Origin of the sequence: Vibrio sp. McD22-P3, from assembly GCF_021568915.1 — a bacterium.
Classification (GTDB): domain Bacteria; phylum Pseudomonadota; class Gammaproteobacteria; order Enterobacterales; family Vibrionaceae; genus Vibrio; species Vibrio mediterranei.
Map to the genome: position 1 here is coordinate 76,192 of NZ_JAKGTN010000006.1, position 21,538 is coordinate 97,729.

The 21,538-nt window shown below is 43.4% G+C and carries 16 protein-coding genes; all 16 read right to left on the reverse strand.

Annotated elements, in window-relative coordinates; translation table 11 throughout:
- Window positions 1-2: 2 nt before the first annotated feature.
- From tssM to L2W36_RS08715, 16 genes are read right to left on the reverse strand one after another with little or no spacing between them, the layout of a single operon-like run.
- Window positions 3-3,398 (reverse strand): type VI secretion system membrane subunit TssM, encoded by a 3,396-nt coding sequence (gene tssM, locus L2W36_RS08640; protein WP_236109819.1) that lies wholly within the window; start codon window positions 3,396-3,398, stop codon window positions 3-5.
- Window positions 3,399-3,433: 35 nt separating this feature from the next.
- Entirely contained in the window at window positions 3,434-4,612 is a 1,179-nt protein-coding gene (gene icmH / locus L2W36_RS08645) for a type IVB secretion system protein IcmH/DotU (RefSeq protein ID WP_006070770.1), read from the reverse strand.
- A 3-nt stretch (window positions 4,613-4,615) separates the two neighbouring features.
- Window positions 4,616-5,947, reverse strand: coding sequence for a type VI secretion system baseplate subunit TssK (tssK, locus tag L2W36_RS08650; protein WP_124939804.1), 1,332 nt, complete (start codon window positions 5,945-5,947; stop codon window positions 4,616-4,618).
- A 23-nt stretch (window positions 5,948-5,970) separates the two neighbouring features.
- Window positions 5,971-6,462 (reverse strand): type VI secretion system lipoprotein TssJ, encoded by a 492-nt coding sequence (gene tssJ / locus L2W36_RS08655; RefSeq protein WP_236109820.1) that lies wholly within the window; start codon window positions 6,460-6,462, stop codon window positions 5,971-5,973.
- Complete coding sequence (locus L2W36_RS08660) at window positions 6,462-7,409, reverse strand: FHA domain-containing protein (protein ID WP_006070767.1); 948 nt, start codon at window positions 7,407-7,409, stop codon at window positions 6,462-6,464. Before L2W36_RS08660 ends, tssJ begins: the two co-directional genes overlap by 1 nt.
- Before the next feature lie 2 nt (window positions 7,410-7,411).
- Window positions 7,412-8,152 carry an ABC transporter substrate-binding protein gene (locus L2W36_RS08665; protein ID WP_412104859.1) on the reverse strand — a complete coding sequence of 247 codons (741 nt, stop codon included), beginning with the start codon at window positions 8,150-8,152 and terminating at the stop codon, window positions 7,412-7,414.
- Window positions 8,133-9,176: an ABC transporter substrate-binding protein gene (locus tag L2W36_RS08670; protein ID WP_006070765.1), complete on the reverse strand. Its 1,044-nt coding sequence runs from the start codon at window positions 9,174-9,176 to the stop codon at window positions 8,133-8,135. The genes L2W36_RS08665 and L2W36_RS08670 overlap by 20 nt, the downstream gene beginning before the upstream one ends.
- Window positions 9,173-11,764 (reverse strand): MFS transporter, encoded by a 2,592-nt coding sequence (locus tag L2W36_RS08675; RefSeq protein WP_236109821.1) that lies wholly within the window; start codon window positions 11,762-11,764, stop codon window positions 9,173-9,175. Before L2W36_RS08675 ends, L2W36_RS08670 begins: the two co-directional genes overlap by 4 nt.
- 16 nt (window positions 11,765-11,780) lie before the next feature.
- Window positions 11,781-14,387 carry a type VI secretion system ATPase TssH gene (gene tssH / locus L2W36_RS08680; protein WP_236109822.1) on the reverse strand — a complete coding sequence of 869 codons (2,607 nt, stop codon included), beginning with the start codon at window positions 14,385-14,387 and terminating at the stop codon, window positions 11,781-11,783.
- A gap of 44 nt (window positions 14,388-14,431) precedes the next feature.
- Window positions 14,432-15,388: a type VI secretion system baseplate subunit TssG gene (locus tag L2W36_RS08685; protein ID WP_236109823.1), complete on the reverse strand. Its 957-nt coding sequence runs from the start codon at window positions 15,386-15,388 to the stop codon at window positions 14,432-14,434.
- Window positions 15,379-17,139, reverse strand: coding sequence for a type VI secretion system baseplate subunit TssF (tssF, locus tag L2W36_RS08690; RefSeq protein ID WP_236109824.1), 1,761 nt, complete (start codon window positions 17,137-17,139; stop codon window positions 15,379-15,381). The genes L2W36_RS08685 and tssF overlap by 10 nt, the downstream gene beginning before the upstream one ends.
- Entirely contained in the window at window positions 17,132-17,548 is a 417-nt protein-coding gene (gene tssE, locus L2W36_RS08695; RefSeq protein WP_031495885.1) for a type VI secretion system baseplate subunit TssE, read from the reverse strand. The genes tssF and tssE overlap by 8 nt, the downstream gene beginning before the upstream one ends.
- Complete coding sequence (locus tag L2W36_RS08700; protein ID WP_236109825.1) at window positions 17,545-18,942, reverse strand: type VI secretion system contractile sheath domain-containing protein; 1,398 nt, start codon at window positions 18,940-18,942, stop codon at window positions 17,545-17,547. The genes tssE and L2W36_RS08700 overlap by 4 nt, the downstream gene beginning before the upstream one ends.
- A gap of 56 nt (window positions 18,943-18,998) precedes the next feature.
- Window positions 18,999-20,477 carry a type VI secretion system contractile sheath large subunit gene (gene tssC / locus L2W36_RS08705; RefSeq protein ID WP_006070758.1) on the reverse strand — a complete coding sequence of 493 codons (1,479 nt, stop codon included), beginning with the start codon at window positions 20,475-20,477 and terminating at the stop codon, window positions 18,999-19,001.
- Window positions 20,474-20,980: a type VI secretion system contractile sheath small subunit gene (gene tssB / locus L2W36_RS08710; RefSeq protein WP_006070757.1), complete on the reverse strand. Its 507-nt coding sequence runs from the start codon at window positions 20,978-20,980 to the stop codon at window positions 20,474-20,476. The genes tssC and tssB overlap by 4 nt, the downstream gene beginning before the upstream one ends.
- Window positions 20,981-20,999: 19 nt before the next feature.
- Window positions 21,000-21,521 carry a type VI secretion system tube protein Hcp gene (locus L2W36_RS08715; RefSeq protein ID WP_006070756.1) on the reverse strand — a complete coding sequence of 174 codons (522 nt, stop codon included), beginning with the start codon at window positions 21,519-21,521 and terminating at the stop codon, window positions 21,000-21,002.
- Between the last annotated feature and the right edge of the window lie 17 nt (window positions 21,522-21,538).

Sequence of the window (21,538 nt, forward strand, 5' to 3'; positions counted from 1 at the left end):
CGTTAGATATTTTCAGGTAACTTAAATTGAGTAAAAAAATCGGGTGTAAATGGGTTTACTTGACCTTGCGTCTTCACCGAAAGACGAATTTGCTCGCCTTTGTTGCCAATGGAAATCTCCGCGCCTTGATTATCCGCCTTAACCAATTGTGAGTTGATCAGCTTAAACCAATTCCAATTACCACTGAAATTGGATTGGGATAACGATGTTACGCTGTCTTTAAGTTCAATATTAAGGTTATCCTCTGCCTGTTGCTCTCCATCCCAACTGATGGACTTCCACAGGGTTGGCCCATGTCGGTAGGTGAACAGTGGTTGATCGCTATAAATCATAAATTCTGTCGCTTTTGGACTCATTGTTAAGGCTTTCATTTGGAACTTAACCGAAACATTGTCTGGTGATGCCAGAAATAGCGCGCTGCGTATTTGATTAGCAACATCAACCATATCCCAGACTTCCGGTGTGATCTCTAACCCAGAACGCGGAAGCAGCCCTGGAAGGTAAGGACTTCCTTCAGTGCCTTGTAAGAATGAGTTTAAGTATTTTTTATTGAAAGCCTCAAAAGCACCACTCGAAGAAAAGAACGCTTTTACATCAGCAACACTTGCGTCAGTTTCTGCATTTTTGCTGAATGGGTAGTAACTGGCTAAGCTCGACTGGAATGTGGTTAGTACTGAGTTTTTCCACTGCAGGTTCAAATGCTGATGCGCCAGTGATAACACAGCATCATTGCTAAGTTGAGTAATCGCATCAGACAAATTCTTAGTCATAGTGGGTTGAGTTGAGGCGATGAGTTGTATAGCGGCTATCGGGTTGGAACTTTGTAATGGCTTTGCTAACGTGTCATAGGCGAGTTTGCGAGCATCCTCAGCTTGATAAAAAGTATCAAGATAAGCTTTCGCGGCTTTGACTGCAGCTAGCCATTGGTCTACTGGTTTTGGTGCATCGTTTACCGAACTGACATAGCTATGAAAGTCGGAAAAACTGACATTAATCAGTCTCATTGCCTCCATTTGGTCTTGGTCAATCGGTGTCTGTTCTTTTTCGGCCGCTTTCTCGTCTTTCGCTGGTTCTACTGGCTCTATGTTTATCGTCGTATATTTACTGATCGTATTATAATAATTTTGGATCGGGTTATCTCCCGCGTTGGTCAATAATGTCAGAAGGCGACTGAGTTCAGTATCATCTTTAACCGGATTGACGACGATGTTATTGGTGAAGTCTTTCCAATAGTTGATGTAATCATTTTTATAGAGTTGGCGTAGGTCTCTACTAATCCGATACATTTCCAATGCGCTCGGTGCTTCGCCAGCAACACCCGCGTAGGCTGATAAAGCTTCCTTGATAATAGGGGAATCTACGGAAAGATCTAACTCGGTAAATCCACTCGGGGTAAAGATATGGGGAACAAGATAGCCTACAAAGCCAGAAGAGAATGAGTAGACTTGAGAGTAGTTGCTACCAAGCTCTGAGCGAATATCTATTCGATTGGCGTATTTAGTTTGGCTCTTAATATGTTGATAAAGCAGCGTTTCAATACCTGTTTGATTAATGACTTTACGAGCCAGTTGCTCTAAATCAGTATTAGATTCTTCAGGTATCAAATGATTGGCGAAGGCATCATCAAGTAAACTGGTCAATTGATTGAGAGTACTCGTTGTACCTACTCCTTGATCCTCCAGAGATTGAACAAAATAGGCTCTTAGTTCCTCTGTATTGTTCTTGTTAGGAGTAAATAGCAGACGATAACTATTGAGTAATGAAAGTGTTGTCGCTTGCTCTTCAAGATTAACGTATACGAACAAGTCATTGGCCAAAGACTTTTCTAAAGACGGCATCAACACGGCTTGTAATTCAGTGATATAGGCTAGTTCAACCTCTGGCTTAATAGTGTAAGAAGGCATGAACGGTAACACGTACCAAGGTTCTGGCTTATTATAAAGTTCGTAGATCTTACGGAGTGAATAAAGGTTAGGAATATTGTCTGCAAGATTTTCCACGTCATAAGGTGACGCGGTTATTGCTTCTTTGTAGCGTTCCAGAAGAGCATCAGCGCGAGCTTCCCGCAGGCTTTGGAAGTCGAAATCCAATTTGATGATTGCAAGTATTGCAATTAATAATAAGGCGCACAGAAGCGTATAAGTGGTTTGCATGGTCAGCAACCAGTTTTCTTTCTTCTTATTTACTCCCACAAGCATATGTTCAGGGATTAAAGCATGAGTCATAAGATGCTGGGCAAAAAGTACTTGCTTAACTGGCTGACTAGATTTTGGATGATAGAACTCGTGACCTAAGTCGTTGCTGATTGTTGCGGCAAGTGCATCGACGTTCTTACTGTCACTTCCTTCATGAGTGAAGAAAAAGCCACGGAACATCAAGCCATCACCCAGTTGATTGACGCCAAATATACGGTTTAATTGTAGCCACAAGTTTTGTTTTAACAGTCCAAATTGAAGTGGAGCCGCAGCGATAGACTTGCGGTAGTCTAGGTTGAGCTGCCCTGAGAGGGCACTTGTCATATTGGCAATCAGTTGACCTATCAAGGCGTCATAAGCGTGATCATACCAGTCTGCGTCAATACCACCGTGTTCTCTAAATGGCATCATAGAGCCAAATGCGTCTTCACGCCTTGCGTCTTCAAAACCAGAGAAGTATTGGCAGAAGTCACTGATGCTGCTGCTGTGAGTGATAATGCTGTACACCGGAATAGACAAACCAAAGGTTCGATTCAATCGCGTTAAATCGGCTTTTATCTGATCCGCTCTCATTTTTATGGCTTCTTTTTGCCCTAGTAATGCGTCAGCATTGGTTGCTAGCAGTAACCCGTTAAGGGCCTGTCTAGGACGCCATTTTTTCAAGCAGTTGTAGAGTGTCTTGAGGTATTCCGGGTGTTGGTCCTCTCCTTGGCTAACCGATATAACCAAAGAGTGTTCGCTGAGCCAGAAAAGAATAGGGAACTCGATATCATTGCCAAACTCGTCTACTTGGTAAGCTTCATAGCCCATTTGAGTAATGACATTGAAATCGTTTTGCGGTTTGTCACTGAACCAAAGATAGACGGGCAAATCATAACGACTCTGTAGTCTCTTGTTTGTTTTCTGAACTTTAAGAACGTTTTGAAAGTGCTTTTGTAGCAACTGACATCGTCTAGCAATAAGCTCTTTCTTTTTATTCTCATCAGGGTCGTTAAGTTTATTGTTCTTTCGGCTCAACCAATAGATGAAGAAACCGAGGATGCCAGATAGAATGATGCAAAAAGCAATCGCTATGACGAGGTAGGCCTTAAGTGCTGGCGTAAACCACACAGTTACCAACAGTAATATACAAAGCAAAAATCCGGAGGAAATACCGCTGATTAATGGCTTCGCTGTTGTCTTCTGTTTTTTTCCATCTGCCATGTCTATTTTCTTCCCTGAAAACTGTCTTTAGATCGTTATTGTTGTTTGTTTGTCTTGATCACAATTGAATCGATATTTTGATTATCTTTGAGCCATTTCTGGGTTTCAATCGCTTGTGAACGATCATCAACATCGACTACTACTCTAAAATACTGTTTGTAACTATCGACTCGGGGCTCGTACTTGCTAGCGCTCAAACGCTCGATAAACAGCTGTGCATTTTGTTCATTCGAGAAGGTAGCGAGCTGAACTAACCAGAGTTTAGAGTCACTATTAATTGGAGAGGCGGCAACACGTGGACTCTGTTGAGCTTCTACTCGGCTTCCTCTAATAGGAGGGGACGAAAGGTCGCTATCGCTCGAAATAAACACAATATCGTTAACTTGTCCGGACAGAATATATCGCTGGCTGAAATCTGGCAGATAAGTAAAATCTCGAGAGCGTTGTGGTAGAGTTTTACTGTACCAGAAGTAGGTGAGGGCTAGCGTTGAGCCGATAAGTGTAGCGAACAGTAAGCTGATAACGGCATAGCGCTTTTTGCGGCTAGGACGACGAACTTTAGGGTGAGTCACGCGAGTTTGGCAATGAATGCGAGTTGATTGGCGGTATTGACTTAATATTTGTTCTAGCTGGTGGATAAAGCGTTTAAGCTGCTCAGAACCTTGTGAGTGATACTGCCCTTTGAATCCAATACTCAAGAAAAGATAGATGATCTCGATAAGGTCGATCATTTTATTGGGTTGTCTCGCAGCCTTATCTGCTACGGAGAAGAACAGCTCCCCACCATTTCTCATTCCAAACAGCTCACTGAGAAGTGTTTTGTTTTCCCAACCGCGTTTTTCCCCCCAGTCGGTGTAGACGATAAATTCGTCAAGAACTACGGCAAATAAGAAGCACAACTTATCAATGACAGCTACGGGATAATTGAGGTGACTCCCCTTATCCTTGAGGTCACTAATCCTCGCTACCAATTGTTCTCTTAACTCGGCGATATCGTCTGGTTCGGGAATACTGTCGATTTTTAATGTCACCGCCAAGAGCTCAGCACTGATATTGATAAGCTGATTTTCTGATTTGTCGAAGTGCTTAAGAAACTCCATTTGTGTAGCATCTGGTGTTCGAAATACCGCAGGCTTATCAGAATTAACTTCTGATAGTTTCTTTTTTGGGTCTTGTTCCCAAATGACGGTCTCTTCATCCAAATAGTCGAGCATGGATTACCTCAGCGCATATAAGTGTACTTCAAGATCAGGCACACGAGTATCGACGTGAAGTGCCAAGGCATCCCTCATAGTTAGCATCTCTTGCCACATAGGGTCTGAAGTATTGAGTTCAAAATAGGTAGTACCTTGAACCGGTTTAAGTTCGCTTGGTGCAACAGGAAGAGCTGTGAGGCTGATACCCGAGAGAGAGTTGCGAACCAATTCAACAATACGGGTATTACTGCTTAATTTCGCCGCTGCTATGAAGGTGTCACTGAGTTCACCTGCTGACAATGAAGAGGTCACACTGAGTACAAAGCGTCTTGATTGGACAGATAATGGGTCTTTAATAATGGTTCGGAGTAGTCGGCGTTTCTCAAATAGTGCAGTATCCCAAGTAAACTCTATTACTGAGTCTTGTTGAACAAGCGTCAAGAGGTTACGTAAATCGGCAAAAAGTGGACTGAAGTTACTGTACAACTTATCGACTTTTAGCGCGCTAGCTTCTGGAGCGAGTTCAGGGCTCAATGCCATTAACTCAGCTCGAAAACGATTGAGGTGCACGTACAAGTCATAAGTGCTATATCGCTCATTTTGTGATGTCAAATCAAACCAAGGCATCCAACTATTCAAAGTCTGTAGCCATAGGTAGTCAAGCATTAACGACTGGTCACTTTTTTGACTTTGACCTGCTTGAATGCGCTTAAACAAGTTCTGCGTCCGACTGACCAATAAGGCGTGAGTTTCTTTAACTTTATCCGTCAAATAACGTGAAGCTCCGTAGTGAAGGCACGCAGCGATAAATGCTCGGTCTAAAATGACCTCGCCAGCCTCAGTACATTCAAGTATACGAGCAACAGGAATCAATGAGTGACCTGAGTGATCATCGTGGTCAGAGAGAAGTTGAACGTTTAATCTTGCGACATCTACTTCAAGGCTGGTGTTTTCATGAGTCGCTGAGTCAAATACATTGATGGACTTGGTGACATAACGGCTTGTCCCACTCTCATCCTCACAATAATCGTTATTGCCCTGCAGAGCTAAAGGTAGAGCAAGATATATAGTGTTATCGACAGTACCAACAGGGATATTTATGGCGACTTCTTTGACGGTGTTAAACTGAGTGCCGTCGGGGAAAATCCCAGAGCATTGGGTGATGGCTAACTTTCCAATCTTTAACAGGTCTGTGTTAATAGAGAGCTCCGTCAAACCAAAAAATGGGGCAAAATGAGAGAGTGTGTCGACGTTTTGTCTGACATAGTTTTGGACAAATCTATCCTGCTGTTGAAAATGTTGAGGGGCAATAAACATGCCTTCTTTCCATACTACTTTCTTATGCGCGTCCACGAAAAATCCTTTTTATCGTTCTATCAGAATATCTGCCACCAACTAGACTCAGGAGCGACGATGTCAAGCTCTACATTAAGTCCAGATAGTCTAAGCGCGATGCTACTTTCACCATCAGTGGGTACAGCAGTTACTGCTTTTCCATTGCTTTCACGGTAGTTGGCATACTCCACTAATGCGGCGATGTACTGGGTATTTTTGTTGATATCTAGTGAGATAGTTTGGTTACTATCAGGCATCACTGACGGTAAAACTTGTTTGACCACCAGGCTACTTCCTAACGCTTGGAGGTCGGTGTTATACAGAGTAATAAAACTGCTTTGTTCGAAGCTCTCTTTACTTGCGAGTTGATATAATCTGACCACGACAGGGTTGGCCGAGTCAGATTGATATATGTTAATGGTATCGTCCGCATTAACAGTCATGCTATAGGCCGTGGTCACTGGGACAGGGTCGGAAGAACATGCTGTAATGCTGAGTACAAACAAAGCGGTCGCTAGCATTGAAAACCGCATCAGTCTTCTCCTCCACGCTGCATATTTTCGATAAACAGCGCCTTAAATTGGCGGCGAAAATCGCCATTTTTCTGTCTGCGCTCAAAGGTCTTTCTATAAATGCGCCAGTAACGCTTTTCTTTGTTAACAAACAGGCTGTTGCCTACATATTCATTAAACTGAGACTCCAGTTGCTCAGGGCAGAACTCATCTAAAAATTGTTCTATGGTCTGTTCCAAGGCAGTAAAAAGTTGGTCGTGTTGAAATGATGGGTTTTGCAACAGGCTTTGGTTTTCTTTTGATAGCGCTATGAGCTGCTGTAACGAGGAGGTGATGTCATCGTTTTCTCTATTCATAGGAACGAATTCAATGGTCGAAGAGGGCGCTGATTCTTCGCTAAAGTTGACGTGTTGGACGTTGTTTATTGGCTCTTCAAATCGAGAAATCTCTTCCTGTTCAAACCCGTCAAAAGGATCCGATGAAAATGGGTCATCGGCCAGTACGTTTTGGGTAGAAAAATCGTTGGTCATAGGGTCGACTTGTATTGAACTGAGTGTGCTGGTTTCAAGAAAATCAACATCATCGCTGGCGTCGATGTTGAAACTAAGGGTATCAACATCGACTTCCTTATTGACCACAGCCGCTTTCGAAGCCGTCAATGTGCTGACGAGAAGGCTGTAATCTGCTATTGCAATGATATCGCCATCGCTAATAGGTAGCTGAAGTCCACCTTGTACCGATTTATCATTGAGATTAATGCCATTGCGACTTAGGTCTTGAATAAAGTAACCGTCACTGGTGAGAGTGATGGCAGCATGTTTACGCGATATTCGACTGGAGTGATCTGGCAGAACTACATCACAATCTGGGCTGCGGCCAATCACACCACCTTCCTCTGGAAGGTGGACAATTCGGGACGCGACGGCTTCCTGCTCCGGAATTGACACTAAATGAATACTAATGGCCATGGTTACCCCTTACACTTTTCCACTGCGCGATTAAAGCTTGTTAAGAACCCAGAGTATTCGTTGAGGAATCGATTTGAAAAGTAGACTCCCATCTTTTTTGTTTCCATATGCTGTGAGCGAAAGTAGTCTTTGGACAATCCAGCTACGTCTAACTCATTTTCAAAAACCAGTTGGTCTTCAAGTGCAATGTCGATTTCACGTTGTTTTAACAGCTTTAATAAAACTTTAGCATCTCTTGGCTGCTTCACTACGTTAAATCCCTGTCTTTTAAGCCAAAACCACTTGTTTGACCCAAATTTTGCAGAAAATTTGAGGTTGAGTTTATTTAATTCGGTGATCTTGGGATCGACACCAGCCCCGAAGTACCAGTTAATCTTCTGTTCGGCGATAGGGGTTGAAACTGCTGCATACTCATTTCGCTCCAGAGTTTCGGTCGCGACAAAAAAACCATGCTGATTGCCATTTTGGACTCGCATTTGGGCATCAGACCAACTGGTCATAGTAAATTGGTATGGTTGACCCATTGAACCAAGTGCGCACTTCACTGTAGTAATCGCAACACCTTTCATCTCGGCGTGTTCATAATATTGATAGGGAGGCCAGTCTTGGGTTGTTAACATCAACCTAGATGGACCTATCGTATTAGCCGTAGCACCATATGTAACTATGGTGCTAGCGAGCAACAAAGTACATCGCCTTGAAAATGATAGATAACTTGTCTTGTTATGGGGTTTCAAGAACATCCTTATTCCTTACTAACTCTGAAATTTTCAACATAGAAACGGGAGGGAAATACCCAATTAGATTTGCGGTATCGGCATTAACGATATAGGAAAACTGTTGGAGCGTTTCAATGGGTATATCTCCAGCAAAAGTGTCTTCGGTGAGTATTTGCTGTGCTTTAAAGGCCGCAAATTGACCAGCATAATAATAGCGGCTAACAACACCAACAAGCGCACCGCTATTGCGTATTGGTGATTCTGTGGCTGAGAAAGTAGGTAGCCCCGCACTATGAACAATATCAGTAATTACTTTAGCATTCGATATCAGTAGCGAGTCTGCCGGTAGGTACACTAAATCCACGTCGTCGTTCTTCATTTCGACGACCAAAGATTGAATATTGGCCTTTTCTATTCCGTTAGTCGTTTTCTGGACTGGGTAGCGTTTGACGTTAATACCGTTTTGTGTCGCGACGGCCAGTAAAGTGTTCGCGGCTATTTGCGAATTGTTTTCTAAAGGGTTAAACAAAATACCAACAGTACGGATGTCTCCCAGTTCTTTGATGACGTTAAGCTGCACTTCATAGGGGACAATATGGCTAACCCCAGTATAGTTTTGGGCTCTTTGTGAACTATCCACACTATCTACTATTTTTGAGCCAATAGGGTCGCTCACAATATTAAAAACAACCGGTATTTCACCGCTACTATTAAACTTTGTAGGGGCATTAGTGCTACCCAAAAGTGACAAGGTAATGGTGGTCCCAAAGGTATAAACAAGATCAGGTCTAAGACCTTCAAGGGAGTCGATGTGCTTTGCTAAAGTTTCTCGGTTCTTATCCGCATCCAAAATAGTGATTCGGACGCTATCATTCTTATTCATTTCATCAACAAACCCTTGCTCTGCTTGAGTCACTCCTCGCCAAAGCAGCATGACGACATGTTTGGAGTCCTGCAAGTTAGAGTTAGGACTATCTTCATTTGCCGAGACTATCGACGTCAGCAGCAAAGTTACGATTAAGACGATGGATTGAAGCGATTTAATCATGCGGAAGCTCCTTCAACGTCACTAAATATTTTGTCTTTCTTTTGCCAAAAGTAATACACCAATACAAGGCTTATAGTGCTGACAAATAGCAGTCCGCCTAGGATCATTACGGTGTTAATAAACCCATAAATGCCAAGCAATGCTCCAGTTAAAATAGGGCCTGTCACATTACCGATCCTCTCTGTAAGTCTAAAAATACCAATCGCTTTTCCCCGTTCACTGGTGGAGACTTTCATTAGACTCATCACCAAAGGGATCTGTGGTGAAATACCGATGCTGTGAGCTACACCAACAACGAGAACAACAACTAGCAATCCAAGGGTACCATTAAAGTAATAGATGTTGAGCAAAGCAAATGAGGACAACAGTCCGCCAATCACTACGAAGACAAGTTTGTTTTTAAATCTGTCTATCCATATCGCGGTTAAGGGCGAGATAACCACAATGGCTAACCCATAGATCATCAAAATACGTCCGGACATGGCATTGCTCTCGCCAAGATGCTGCAGATAAACGGGGCATAAATAATAGAGAAAGCCGGTAAGAACTACTTTGGCTGGAATAGCGCTGCAAAAGCTTATAAGAGCAAAGTGTTTATTGCTCAATAGATCACTGAAGTCGGATAGCTTAATTGGCACTGAAGACTGGTTATTGTCGCCTTGTTCGAAGAAGCGCCAAACTAACAACACGCCAACGATGCTGATCCCCGAAGCTAAGAAGAAGGTGCCACTATATCCAATACGGTCAGCAAGCAAGCCTCCTATAGCTGCTCCGCACAAGGAGCCCGAGAAGAACGAAGACAAGAACGTCGCCATACCTTTGGTTCTATTTGAATTGTCGGTATAGTCACTGACAAAACCTTGTGCTGAAATAAACACTAATCCATAGCCTAATGCGGTAATCGTTCTGCTGAGAAGCATCGCAGATAATGTATTGCACAAACTGGTGGAAACCATGCCAACTGTGATAACCAAACCACCGATAATTAGCGCCTGACGTCGTCCCAATTTATCTGACCAGTATCCTGCAAAGGGTAGAGAAATCGCCCAGACCAACATGAATAACGAGATAGGAAAACTCGCTTGCATACTTAATGGTATCCAAGAGACATCCATCACTAAGGTCGAGACATAGTTGGGAAAGAAAGAGAGAGATGCCGCCTCGGCAAAGACAAACAAAAATAAGGGCAGGCGGACAAAACGATAGTTCTGATGTTCAATTATCGATGTTTGTGAGGTGTTTTCTGTTAGAGTTGTTCGGTTGATTTTTGCAAGCAGCGAGCTGATTTCATCGCGGCTTGTGACCTTAGCTGTTGTGTCTGTAAAGCCTTTACTGAGCCGAGCAACTAACTGTTTTAATTGGTGCCACGGTGACATGATCATATAGTTACAAAGGAAAAGAATCACTTCAGTAACGACTAGCAAAGAGGCAACCAATATGGATAACATATCGAGCAAGTTCTCTTTAAGGAGAGTGGCAACGAGATTCTTGTCCGATGATATGGTTAAGGCGATGGTGTCGTGGTTATTGAGTGGAAATAAATGGGTGTTGAGTTGCAACTCATCGAATTGAGCACCAGCGTTCACTAATGTTTGTGATTCTTGGACGATAGAAATCGCGATAATGTCGTTGTGATTGACCAGATAGTTGGCTAGTTCACTATCAAGACCACGTAGATTAGCGACATCAAAGCCACTAGCGATGAGGTAATCTAGTAATTGAACGAGGGAGTAGGCAATAATGGAGGCTTTTTCGTTTAATTCTTGTTGATAGATATCCGCGAAGTAGTCCATCATTTGTAATGAAGTCATAAAGTTGGCAACAAAAGTGGTGGTGAATGCCAACACCAGAATCAACATCGTGGTGTGTCTTTGTCTGAATTTTTGCCAACGGGTTAAATGCTGTTGGTTGCCTTCCATAATTTGGCTTGCAAGCTCAAATTTACATCCTGCAATTTCTAGCGACGACAAGCATTGATCGACCTCGGAGGTTCGGCGCAACATGTGCTTTGTGATGCCGTGAATGAAAATTAAATTACACAGTGTCGCAATAGCGATCCAAATTACAGCGTAGAAAGCACTTTTTGAAATGAGCCCACTGCGCAACGAGCCTAAATGTTCGAGGGAGTAAGTGAGTGAGATCTCGCCGTCCAACTGACCGAATGCATTGTAAATAGGTGTGCGTAGCTGTTTAGTTTGGCTCTCTGCGATAGAGATCTCAGCGTGGTTGGCAAAGTAGAGTCGCTCAGTTTGTCTATCGGTAACTTCAAGAGCGATTAGGCCAGAAACGCTGGCTAAATGACGTTCCAATAGAGACTGTACATTGCTGATGCCATGCAAAGGAACACCGAAGGTAATAGCATTGTTTATATCGGACAAGGTTTCTTGCATCACCACCTTATATTTGGAGTCAGTCGTCTCAGTTAAACGCTTATCAAAATTTAGGTAGTTTAGGCTGGCGGTCAGGAAAATAGACAGTGACAAGACGACAAAAATAGCGAAAGAAAGCTTGAAGCTAAGCCCCGGTAACATACCGCGAGACTTGCTGTTTACGTTTTCATCCTGAATATCCGTTTTTTGTCGACTCATCACTATCGCCTTTTTGCTAGCTAATACTCAAAGAGAAACCATTTTTGTCATCACCGGAGACCTCTACATGATTTATGGCTTCTTGTCTGCTCAAGCGATTAATACACTCTTCAGCTAACTTGGGCATGAGCGAGCGATTAATGATCTGCTCTACTGCGCGACCGCCAGTTGTTGGGTCGTTGTTTTTCTCCACAACGTAGTTAATGAACGACTCATCCCATCGGAATGATGCTTGGTATTGCTCAGCCAGTTTTTTCTTAATACGATTCAGTGATATTTCGGTTATCTTGCCTAACTCACTATCGTTAAGTGGGTAGTAAGGCACAATGGTCGTACGGCCTAAAAATGCAGGTTTAAAGTAACGTTGAAGGTCAGGTCGAATCATTTCTAACAGCGTGCTGTTATCAAGCTGGGATTCAGCTTCGTCACAAGCATCGCAAATAGCTTGGTCAGCCGCATTTGAGGTCATGATAATAATGGTATTTTTAAAATCGACACTGCGGCCTTCACTGTCCTTGATATGTCCTTTATCGAAGATTTGATAAAAGAGATCGTGGACACCAGGATGTGCTTTCTCCATCTCATCAAGTAACAGAACAGAGTAGGGGTTGCGTCTAATCGCTTCGGTTAATACACCGCCTTCACCAAAGCCCACGTAGCCCGCCGGACTACCGAGCAACATTGATATTTTATGTTCTTCTTTAAACTCCGTCATGTTAATGATGGTCATGTCGTTGCTACCACCATAGAGCTGTTCTGCAAGTGCCATAGCGGTTTCAGTCTTACCAACACCACTTGGGCCGCACATCAAGAATACGCCGATAGGTTTACGGTTATCCGTCAAGCCAGCTCTGGAAATACGAATTGCTTTAGCGAGCTCTTGTTTTGCCACATTCTGCCCAATCACTCGTTTATCGAGCTCGGTTTCCAGAGTAAGCAGCTTATTAATTTCATCACTCAACATGCTTCCGACGGGAATTCCGGTCCAGTTTGCAATCACTTCAGCGATCGTTCCTTCATCAACTAATGCGTGAACCAGAGGCGTCTCTCCTTGTAACTCTGCCAATTCATCTCTCAGCTTGTTCAGTTCTTCAGTCATTTGCTCAGGGTTTTCGGTTTCTTCGCTCGCATTGCTGATATCAGATTGTATTGCTTTAATTTTATCAACTAGCTCAACTTCTTGATTCCACTGGCTATTCAAGGCATCGAGTTTGTTTTGTTTTTGCTCTTTTTGCTGTGTGACTTCTGCAATATCGGCTTCATTGCCACCGAAGAGCGCTTGCTCTTTAGCCAATGCCATCAATTCGTTTTCTTGATAACGAATCATTTGCTCTAAAGACTCGATAATTTCTGGCTTTGCGCCTTGGGTTAAGGCAATTCGAGCACTTGCAGTGTCGAGCAAGCTAATGGCTTTGTCTGGAAGTTGTCTTGATGGTAAATAGCGTATTGACAGATTAACGGCGGCTGCAATGGCTGATTCGGTAATGAAGGCACCATGATGTCCTTGAAGTGAGTCGGCAACCCCTCTTAGCATCTGCATTGCGTCTTCTGCGTTTGGTTCTTCAATGGTGACAACTTGGAATCTTCGGGTTAAAGCAGGATCTTTCTCAAAGTACTTTTTGTATTCCGCCCACGTTGTTGCTGCGATGGTTTTGAATTCTCCACGAGCCAGGGCCGGTTTCAGCAGATTAGCAGCGTCATTTTGTCCGGCTGCACCGCCAGCACCAATTAACGTGTGTGCTTCATCGATAAAGACGATAATGGGCTCCTCGGAGCTTTTAACTTCGTTAATGACATCTTTTAGTCGGTTTTCAAATTCACCCTTAACGCTTGCTCCTGCTTGGAGGAGCCCAAGGTCGAGAGAGTGAATTTGAACACCTTGAATCGCCGCTGGCACCTCGCCAGTTGCAATTCGAAGCGCTAAGCCTTCAACCACTGCGGTTTTACCGACGCCAGGTTCTCCTACGAAAATAGGGTTGTTTTGTCTCTTACGGCACAAAATATCAATAGCTTTGCGCACTTCACTGTTGCGTCCAGAAATGGGGTCGATCTTGCCATCTTGAGCTTGTTGGGTCAGGTTGATAGTGTACTTTGAGAGTGCATCGCCACCGCTAGACGACTCACCACCTGTGCTGGTGCCAGGGGAGGTGGTAGAAGTCGACGCACCACTTTTTCGAATAAGACCTTGTAAAGATTCAGTGGAAACGTCTTTCAAACTCTCAAGTTTCAAAGTGGAAACACCCATTACGTTTTGTTGAAGCATGGACTGAATAAGGTGCAGACTGATTATTTCACCATGTCCGTAGTTTACTGAGGCAATCATCCACGCATCTTTAATCAATTCAGTGAGCTCATGGCTTAGTGTTGGTTGTCCTTCACTTCCCTTGAGAAGACGCGTGATTTTATCTGTGAGTTCACTAACCAAAGCATCTTGAGCAATGTTTTGAGAACGACAGAGATTTTCTAGACCTTTGTCTTTCTGCGAGATGAGCTGCAAAATCCAATGCTCTACTTCGATAGCAGGCACCCCTTGGTTCATTGCTGCTCCAGCCGATACTTCTAGAGCCTGCTTTAACTCGGGTGAGAGTTTGCTAACTAAATTAGTGAGTGTTACTTGTGCCATGTATAAATTCCCTTTTTTGATATCCCTAGAGTCCTAAAGCTAGATCAGCGTAGCCTTATTCGTACCTTGGATTGTGGAAAACGCTCAGGAGCTAAGCAGTCGACTTCTCCCAGTTTCGCAGAGCTTAAAGCGTTGGAGCTAAGAACTGGTGCATTTAGATGCTGCCTAAGAATGAGTAGATAGATCGTTACTGGAGTATCATCTTTAAGATAATGTTGAACCGTTGACTTCACATCGTTTGCTAATCTTGAATCCCGTTTGAGCTGTTCGACTTCGCGTCTATTCTGAGGCTCGATATAAACTTTAATGCTGGCACTAGGTACATCACAGCGACTTCCTATTAATAAACCGTGTCCTAATTTATTGTTTTTCCGAGACCTAACAGATTTACCAATATTGCTAGTTGCGGCTTCAGGTAGCTTTCGAGTCTCATATGGGGTGACTTGTACCGATATCTTTAGTTCGTAGTAGTCGTTTAATAGTTGCTCTAACGTACGAATGTTTCGGCTATTTTGACCGAGCAGCATGGTATATTGAATCAAATGACGATTGCTATTTTCCAATCCTGACAAATGATAAAGCGTGTTACTTAACTTATTGTTTTGCTCATTTTGAAGCAATAACCAAGCGCGTGTCTCTTGTTTGTAAGTAAGCTCAAATTGACGTTGGTTGAAGACATCAAGAAAGGCTTTTAATCCTTCGTCTTCCTGATGTAGTGCTTCAAGCAATTCTTCATAGATGTAATCAGGGATGACACCATATACACCGGACAAAGCCGTCTTTGCGATAGATAAACGTATTTGTCTATTGGTGACTTCTATCTGACTAATGTCATTTAAATCTCCACTGGGAATGACTTCTGATTCTAGTTTCAATCGAGTCCGGTTCTGAGGGTTGTCAGAACAATACGATTGAAGAACACGAATAGCTTGAGCAAACTCAAAATCATCGGGCTGATTGCAGAGACTGTTCATAGGTGAACTAGACAGGTTTAAAGACATAGCTGGTTCCCGTGAACTTTCGCGAAACAGAGGCCGCTTTGCGGCTTACCATATAGATTGACACTAAGTTGTATATAGCGGTCAAAGCTGCAGAATTGTTTGAAAAACTCGTTCATGACTATTGAGAACGAGTGATAGGGCATCTCAGAGTTGAGCTCTACCGTGATTTCTGTACCCGGGACAAATACATTTTTATTGTGAACTCGCAGGGTAGAGACTTGCGTTTGGAATTTCACATTGTTGATGGTGTTAATTTCATCGAGGTTTTTGGCATCATGAGCGAATAGCTTAAAAATTCCTTTTAGCATGGATGCGGGATCATCGCTTTGCAGCAAGGAGTTAAAGTTACATGTTAAAAGCCCAATCAGCTGGCTTAATGACTTTTCACTATTTTGTACATCTTGCGGCGCGGATGGCGGGTACATCAGGGTCATGACTCCGGGGAGATCAATGCTCTCTCGGCATTCAAGCTCACCAGACGCACTACAGGCCAGTTTGTCATTGCAGCACAATAAACGTGCAATTAGCGTGGCATTTTCCGATTGATAAAGAGACTCTGAAACGACGACTTCAAACTGTCGCTCTAAGTTCATTTTCGCTTCCCAATAGGCAGTACTTGTACCGTGTGTCTTTTTGCTGTGTTTGTATTTGTCCCCTAGAACAGGCACCAGTTCGACATCTCCGTATGCAGTGATTTGTTTGACTGATTGGATCTTGATGATGTCGATGACAGAGTCATTGCCACTGTTAGGTTGAATAGGATAAGCGAGGCGACGCCCATCGACAGTAATCGGTTCGCTTATGTGCTCGAAAGTATTAATTACGGGCACAACATTTAGACGAATGACGTCGGTATCAAATAAACGCAAAAACTCAGAAGGAATGTCATTCAGGAAGATATTCAAAGTACATTGATGGTCATTAACTTTGCTAATAGCGCTAGCGAAATTTCTTATAATGAAAAACTGTCGCTTTTCTTTGAATAAGAAAAACTCTCTTATGATTTGAAAGCCATCAAACTGATTACCTTTTGCGGGTAAAAACTTAAAATCAGGATCGCCGACACGGCTCTGTAGTTGCACGCCACTCAACTCTGCAATTGTGTTGTTTTCATGATCTGACAGAGAGATAGCGAGACAGTTCGAGAGCAGAAGTTCTACTAATAAGTCTGCGTTGTTAGCAAAACCTTTTACAAAGAAGTTTAAGTCAGAACAAGCTAGCGAGGAAAAGTAGACACCTTCATCTCCCGTTGATAATTGAATCTGAAGCGCAGCATTGGCCAGTTCCGCCTCTTCTGGCTTATGGACTGAGAACGGTGCAGTGGTTGCTGAAATATCTGTTATGCTGAATGGGTTGATCGCTAAGTTATCAACCGTTTGAAACAAGCACTCTTGCTCCCCAATCATATTTGAAAATTGACTACCCAATGGAATATTCGCGCTCTCTGTAATACCATCCGGTGCATTCAATTCTGCGTAACCAATACTTGGAACTCGTTGATTGATGGAAGGGTATATCACGTCTATCAAGCTATCGATAACTTGCGAATATTGGGTCTCCAATGCCATTTCTGTTTTAGCGTTGAGCAAGGCAACACCGTCCAGCAAACGCGCGAGGCTGGGATCTTCGATTTGCCCCTGATGCATATCGAGTAATGAGGCAATATGAGAGTGCTCCTCGGCATAGAACCCTAAGGAACGCTTTACTAAAGCTAACTCTCTTTCATAATATCGAAGCAAAGGATCAGTCATATTCTTCCTCTGATATCTTGGCACTGAAGTCACCAAGCGCTATTTTCGAGTCAAAGACGAGGGTTTGTTCTCCGTCCTGAGATAGATGCTTGGCTACAATGGTAAATTGAATACAGTTTTGACCTTCCCGGCGTTCTAACATCTCCACAGAAACATCGGATAATCGCGGCTCATATGTGGTAAGCCATGTTTCTATTTTTCTTGCTAACTGTGTTTGGTCGAGGTTGGCGGTCAGCAGCTGAACATCAGTAATACCGAAGGTAAAGCTAGAACGTCTGACCTCAGAAAGACTGTTTTCGACAGCAATTAACGGTGCTTCAGACTCTAGTAATCGAGTCAGATGGTAGCGAATATCGTCAATCTCATCGTCTTGGCGAGATGATTGAATAAAAGCATTGTAGAAACTCACTGGCTGACCTCCCCAAGCTCCGTAGTTAACACCACTTCACCGTTAAAATGGTCGAACTGATATTGGGGAACCATTCGTAACGTGCAAGAGAAATGGCCGGGAAGGGACTCTATCTCGTTAACGGCAATGTGTGCTTTGCTGAGAGGATATTTTGCCAAGGTCTCTTCATTGGCGTAGTTCACATTACTGGAGAATTTCTCAATCCAGTTTCGTAGAAACTGTTCACATTCTCGCGCATCACTGAAGTTACCAATCATTTCACGCACTTGAACTTTGAGAAAATGGGCGACACGGCAGCACATCAGTGTCGTTTGTAGTTGAGCCAAAACTTTGTCGTTATCGCTATCTGATGGTGCCCACACTGAATTGTTACCAGAGAAGTAGAGCTTGCCTGTTAGTGCGTTTCTTGCGAGAGAGATGAAACCTTGATTGGAATAAAAGCTAGCGATTCTACCAAATAAATAACTGTCACATTCGCTGTAAGTAAGCTCAGATGTTTTGTGTTTCCATGCCAGAAGAGCCCCTTGTTCTTTATCACTCCAACGAGCTTTTAGGAAGCCAAACCAACCGATACGATGGTGTTCCTTCATTACCGTAGATAGGAAAGCAATATTGGCATATCCCCAAAGCGTGTCGCCTTTTTCTTGATAAAGGAATCCACAGCGATGATCTTTGTACGGTTGACGCAATTTGATACGTGGCATCGCTAAGCCAAGAAAACGAGCACTAGGTTGCTTGCGCAGAGCTTGCCAAGCTGTGTAATCTGGGCCGTTTAAGACCTTTTCTATTCTTTGTGTATTGGAAAGCCAATCGGCGCCCGAGTCGGCAAAAAAAAGTGAATCAGGAGAAGCTAGCATGGTACATAAAGTTTGTTCACCCAGTTGACCAATTAGACCCAGTGTATAGATGTCGTCAAATTCGCTATTGAGGTCTAGGTCCATGGAAATAGGGTGTGTGAAGGCGATACAACCAAAGGGTTGTCCACCTAGCGTATTAAGTTCTTTATTGCCAATGGTATTGAACAAAAAAGTTTGTTTGATGGAATATGATTGATTGAGGTCGTTTGATACCTCTTCCCAGCTCATATCAAGAATTTTGAGTTTGGTTCTTTGCCTGCTGACTGGTTGTGTTGCTAGGTAAAGCGCTTGACGCCAACTAGCCTCTAGAGCTTGAAAGTCGTCATTGTGCAGAATGAGATCCATTTGTTTGGAAAGGTGCTCATCTAAGACAAGAATGAGTTGAGTAATTTGCGCAATAATACTCTCTGCTGAATAAGTAGAGTATTGGTGTTCTTTTTTTGCTAGTTCGACCATCATTGCGAGTGCGTCAAACAAGTATGAATCTTGTTTGGGGTCGAGCGCGTTAAATTGTTTTTGCCAGTCTGTACTAAACATCTACATCAACTACCGCAGCATTTAGCCGCAACCACAAGGGTTGCGGCTTATCACAATTAACCAGGAATCTTCGCAACCATGCGAACAGAGGTGGTAAGTTCTTCGAGTTGAAGCCATGGTCTTAGGTGTGCAATCGCAGAGTAAGCCCCAGGTTTACCCGGCTGTTCAACCACTTCAATACGAGACTCTGCCAGTGGCGTACGAGCTCGAGAATCGTTACCAATCGCGCCGGCGTTGGTGTATTGGTCGATCCAAAGTTGAAGTTCACGTTGAATATCGGGTGCTTCAATGTTTGAACCCAAACGATCACGTCCCATTACTTTCAAATAATGGGCAATTCGACCACTTGCCATGATGTATGGCAGTCGTGCGGAGATAGCAGCGTTAGCCGTAGCATCCGGATCGGTATAGGTTTTCGGTTTTTGGGTAGTTTGCCCGCCGATAAAAACGCCATAGTTGGTGTTCTTGTAATGAACTAGAGGAAGGAAACCAAGGTCGCTGAGTTCTTTCTCTCGTTCGTCGGTGAGATTCACTTCTGTTGGACATTGCTGGACTAAATCGCCAGCCTCAGTCTTGTACGTTAGGTTAGGTAGGTTTTCTACTTTACCGCCGTTATCAAGACCTCGAATAGCAGTACACCAGCCATATGCAGTGAATGCTTGAGTCATCTTAAGACCTAGATCATACGCCGCATTAGACCAGACAAGTTCATCGTTATTCTTCGGATTCGGATTACCATCCATATCCACATCCAGCTCTTCATAAGCAAAGACGTCTGTGCTTAGCCCTTTTTGTCCATATGGCAAGCGTGCCATAGTACGAGGAAGCGTCAGAGTGACATAACGCGCATCATCACTTTCCCTAAACGAGTTCCAAGCCGCGTATGCAGGAGAGTCAAAGCCTGCTGCAACAGGTTTGCCTTCTTCAAATGTAGAGAAGTCATTGAACTCAAACATTTGCGCATTGGCTGCGGCAATGAATGGAGCGTGGCACGCTGCAGCTACTTCGCCCATGTAACGAAGAAGTGCTACATCTTCATCTTTTGCGCTGAACTCATAGTCACCTATGAATGTGCCGTAGGGCTCACCACCTGCTGTACCGTATTCATCTTGATACAGGGCGTTGAAGAGAGGACTGCGGTCGATCGCTGGTGCATCTTCAAATTGTTCGAGCAATTCATCTTGTGAGAAATCAACCATTTTGATTTTCAATGAACGCCCAGTGTCGCTCTCTTTGACGAGTTTTTGAAGACCACGCCAAGAACCTTCAAGCTTTTGAAAGTCGTCTTGTTGCATCACCGCCGAAAGCTGCTTTGACAGCTTCTTGTCGATTTCGCCGATGGCGCTTTCAATAGTTTTAGTTAAGTTTTTATCCCACGTTACGGTGCCTGAAAGTGCCTGTTCAGCAAGTACTGAAAACAGCTCTTTAGTTGTATCCGCAGGAGTTTGTGTTGTGGCTTCAATCGCTCTGTCAAGGAAACTCAGTGAGCCTTCCTCAGCGGACGGTTGGCCTTGTACGTCTGATTCAGTGCTCATTCTTCTGCTCCTTTCTGTTCAATACCAAGTTCTTGAGATAAGGCGTTGATGGTGTCTGCACTTTGCAACACTTCTTTCAATAGCTTCTCTAGATCACGAGAGCGATCAGCCTTAGAAAGTAGTACCTTCAACTGATTGCGAGTCTCTACGAGCTTTTTTAAGGGCTCGACTTGGTCAATGATGGCTTCAGGCTCAAAGTCCTTCATTGAATTAAACTTAAGGCTTGCTTCAAATTGACTATCATCTTCGGCAAGAACATTGTCTACTTTCATGGATAACTCAGGACCAACGCGTTTCATAACATGATCGAAGTTATCTTTGTCTAGGTTATAGAATGTGCGATCTTCAACATCTTCTTTGTCTTGTTTATGACCAGAATAATCACCGATTACACCCACAACAAAAGGCAGCTCTTTTGTTTCAACTGCTCCATTGGTTTCTACATCATATGTGATGCTAACGCGGTTCTTACTTACGCGTTTGTGCTGAGAATTTAGTGCCACAACATCTCTCCTTGATTAATTAGCTAGCGGTTGAAGTGACTTTCGCTTCAGTTGCATCAAAGCCGACTTCTGGGCCTTTCTCGATTTTTCCGCCTTCTCCCTCGATATAGTAAGCTTTTGAAATCTCGGTGTAGGTAAGCGCAAAGCTCTCACTTGGTAATGAACCGTTTGTTCCAGTCATTGTGTAGTTAGACATACGTGCGTTTTTCAGCGTTAAGATAAGGTATGGATCAGCACCAGAACCTTCGCGATTTGGTTTAGTCATCACCACTTCAATGGTTTTACCTTCAGCACCTGGTGCATATAAGAAAGTTGTAAGGTAAGGTGAGGCACCATCACAGCCACGGCCAATAGTGATTTCCCCTAGAGCTACCATACCTTGGTCAGCATTGTTGGCATTACCAACATCAATACCTACGCCACGAACGGCGCTCCAAGAAACATTATCAATGGCAAAGAACCCATCTTTACCACCAATTTTCTCAACGGTTGCTGCACCTTTAGGTTTGGTTCCGTCAATTCTCATAAAAATAGAAGCCATCAGTTTTCTCCTTCGCG

Excerpts from the sequence above, each read along its gene's own strand:
- tssM (WP_236109819.1), bottom strand. The coding sequence starts at position 3,398 with ATGGCAGATGGAAAAAAACAGAAGACAACAGCGAAGCCATTAATCAGC.
- icmH (WP_006070770.1), bottom strand. The coding sequence starts at position 4,612 with ATGCTCGACTATTTGGATGAAGAGACCGTCATTTGGGAACAAGACCCA.
- tssJ (WP_236109820.1), bottom strand. The coding sequence starts at position 6,462 with ATGCGGTTTTCAATGCTAGCGACCGCTTTGTTTGTACTCAGCATTACA.
- L2W36_RS08660 (WP_006070767.1), bottom strand. The coding sequence starts at position 7,409 with ATGGCCATTAGTATTCATTTAGTGTCAATTCCGGAGCAGGAAGCCGTC.
- L2W36_RS08665 (WP_412104859.1), bottom strand. The coding sequence starts at position 8,152 with ATGTTCTTGAAACCCCATAACAAGACAAGTTATCTATCATTTTCAAGG.
- L2W36_RS08670 (WP_006070765.1), bottom strand. The coding sequence starts at position 9,176 with ATGATTAAATCGCTTCAATCCATCGTCTTAATCGTAACTTTGCTGCTG.
- L2W36_RS08675 (WP_236109821.1), bottom strand. The coding sequence starts at position 11,764 with ATGAGTCGACAAAAAACGGATATTCAGGATGAAAACGTAAACAGCAAG.
- tssH (WP_236109822.1), bottom strand. The coding sequence starts at position 14,387 with ATGGCACAAGTAACACTCACTAATTTAGTTAGCAAACTCTCACCCGAG.
- L2W36_RS08685 (WP_236109823.1), bottom strand. The coding sequence starts at position 15,388 with ATGTCTTTAAACCTGTCTAGTTCACCTATGAACAGTCTCTGCAATCAG.
- tssF (WP_236109824.1), bottom strand. The coding sequence starts at position 17,139 with ATGACTGATCCTTTGCTTCGATATTATGAAAGAGAGTTAGCTTTAGTA.
- L2W36_RS08700 (WP_236109825.1), bottom strand. The coding sequence starts at position 18,942 with ATGTTTAGTACAGACTGGCAAAAACAATTTAACGCGCTCGACCCCAAA.
- tssC (WP_006070758.1), bottom strand. The coding sequence starts at position 20,477 with ATGAGCACTGAATCAGACGTACAAGGCCAACCGTCCGCTGAGGAAGGC.
- L2W36_RS08715 (WP_006070756.1), bottom strand. The coding sequence starts at position 21,521 with ATGGCTTCTATTTTTATGAGAATTGACGGAACCAAACCTAAAGGTGCA.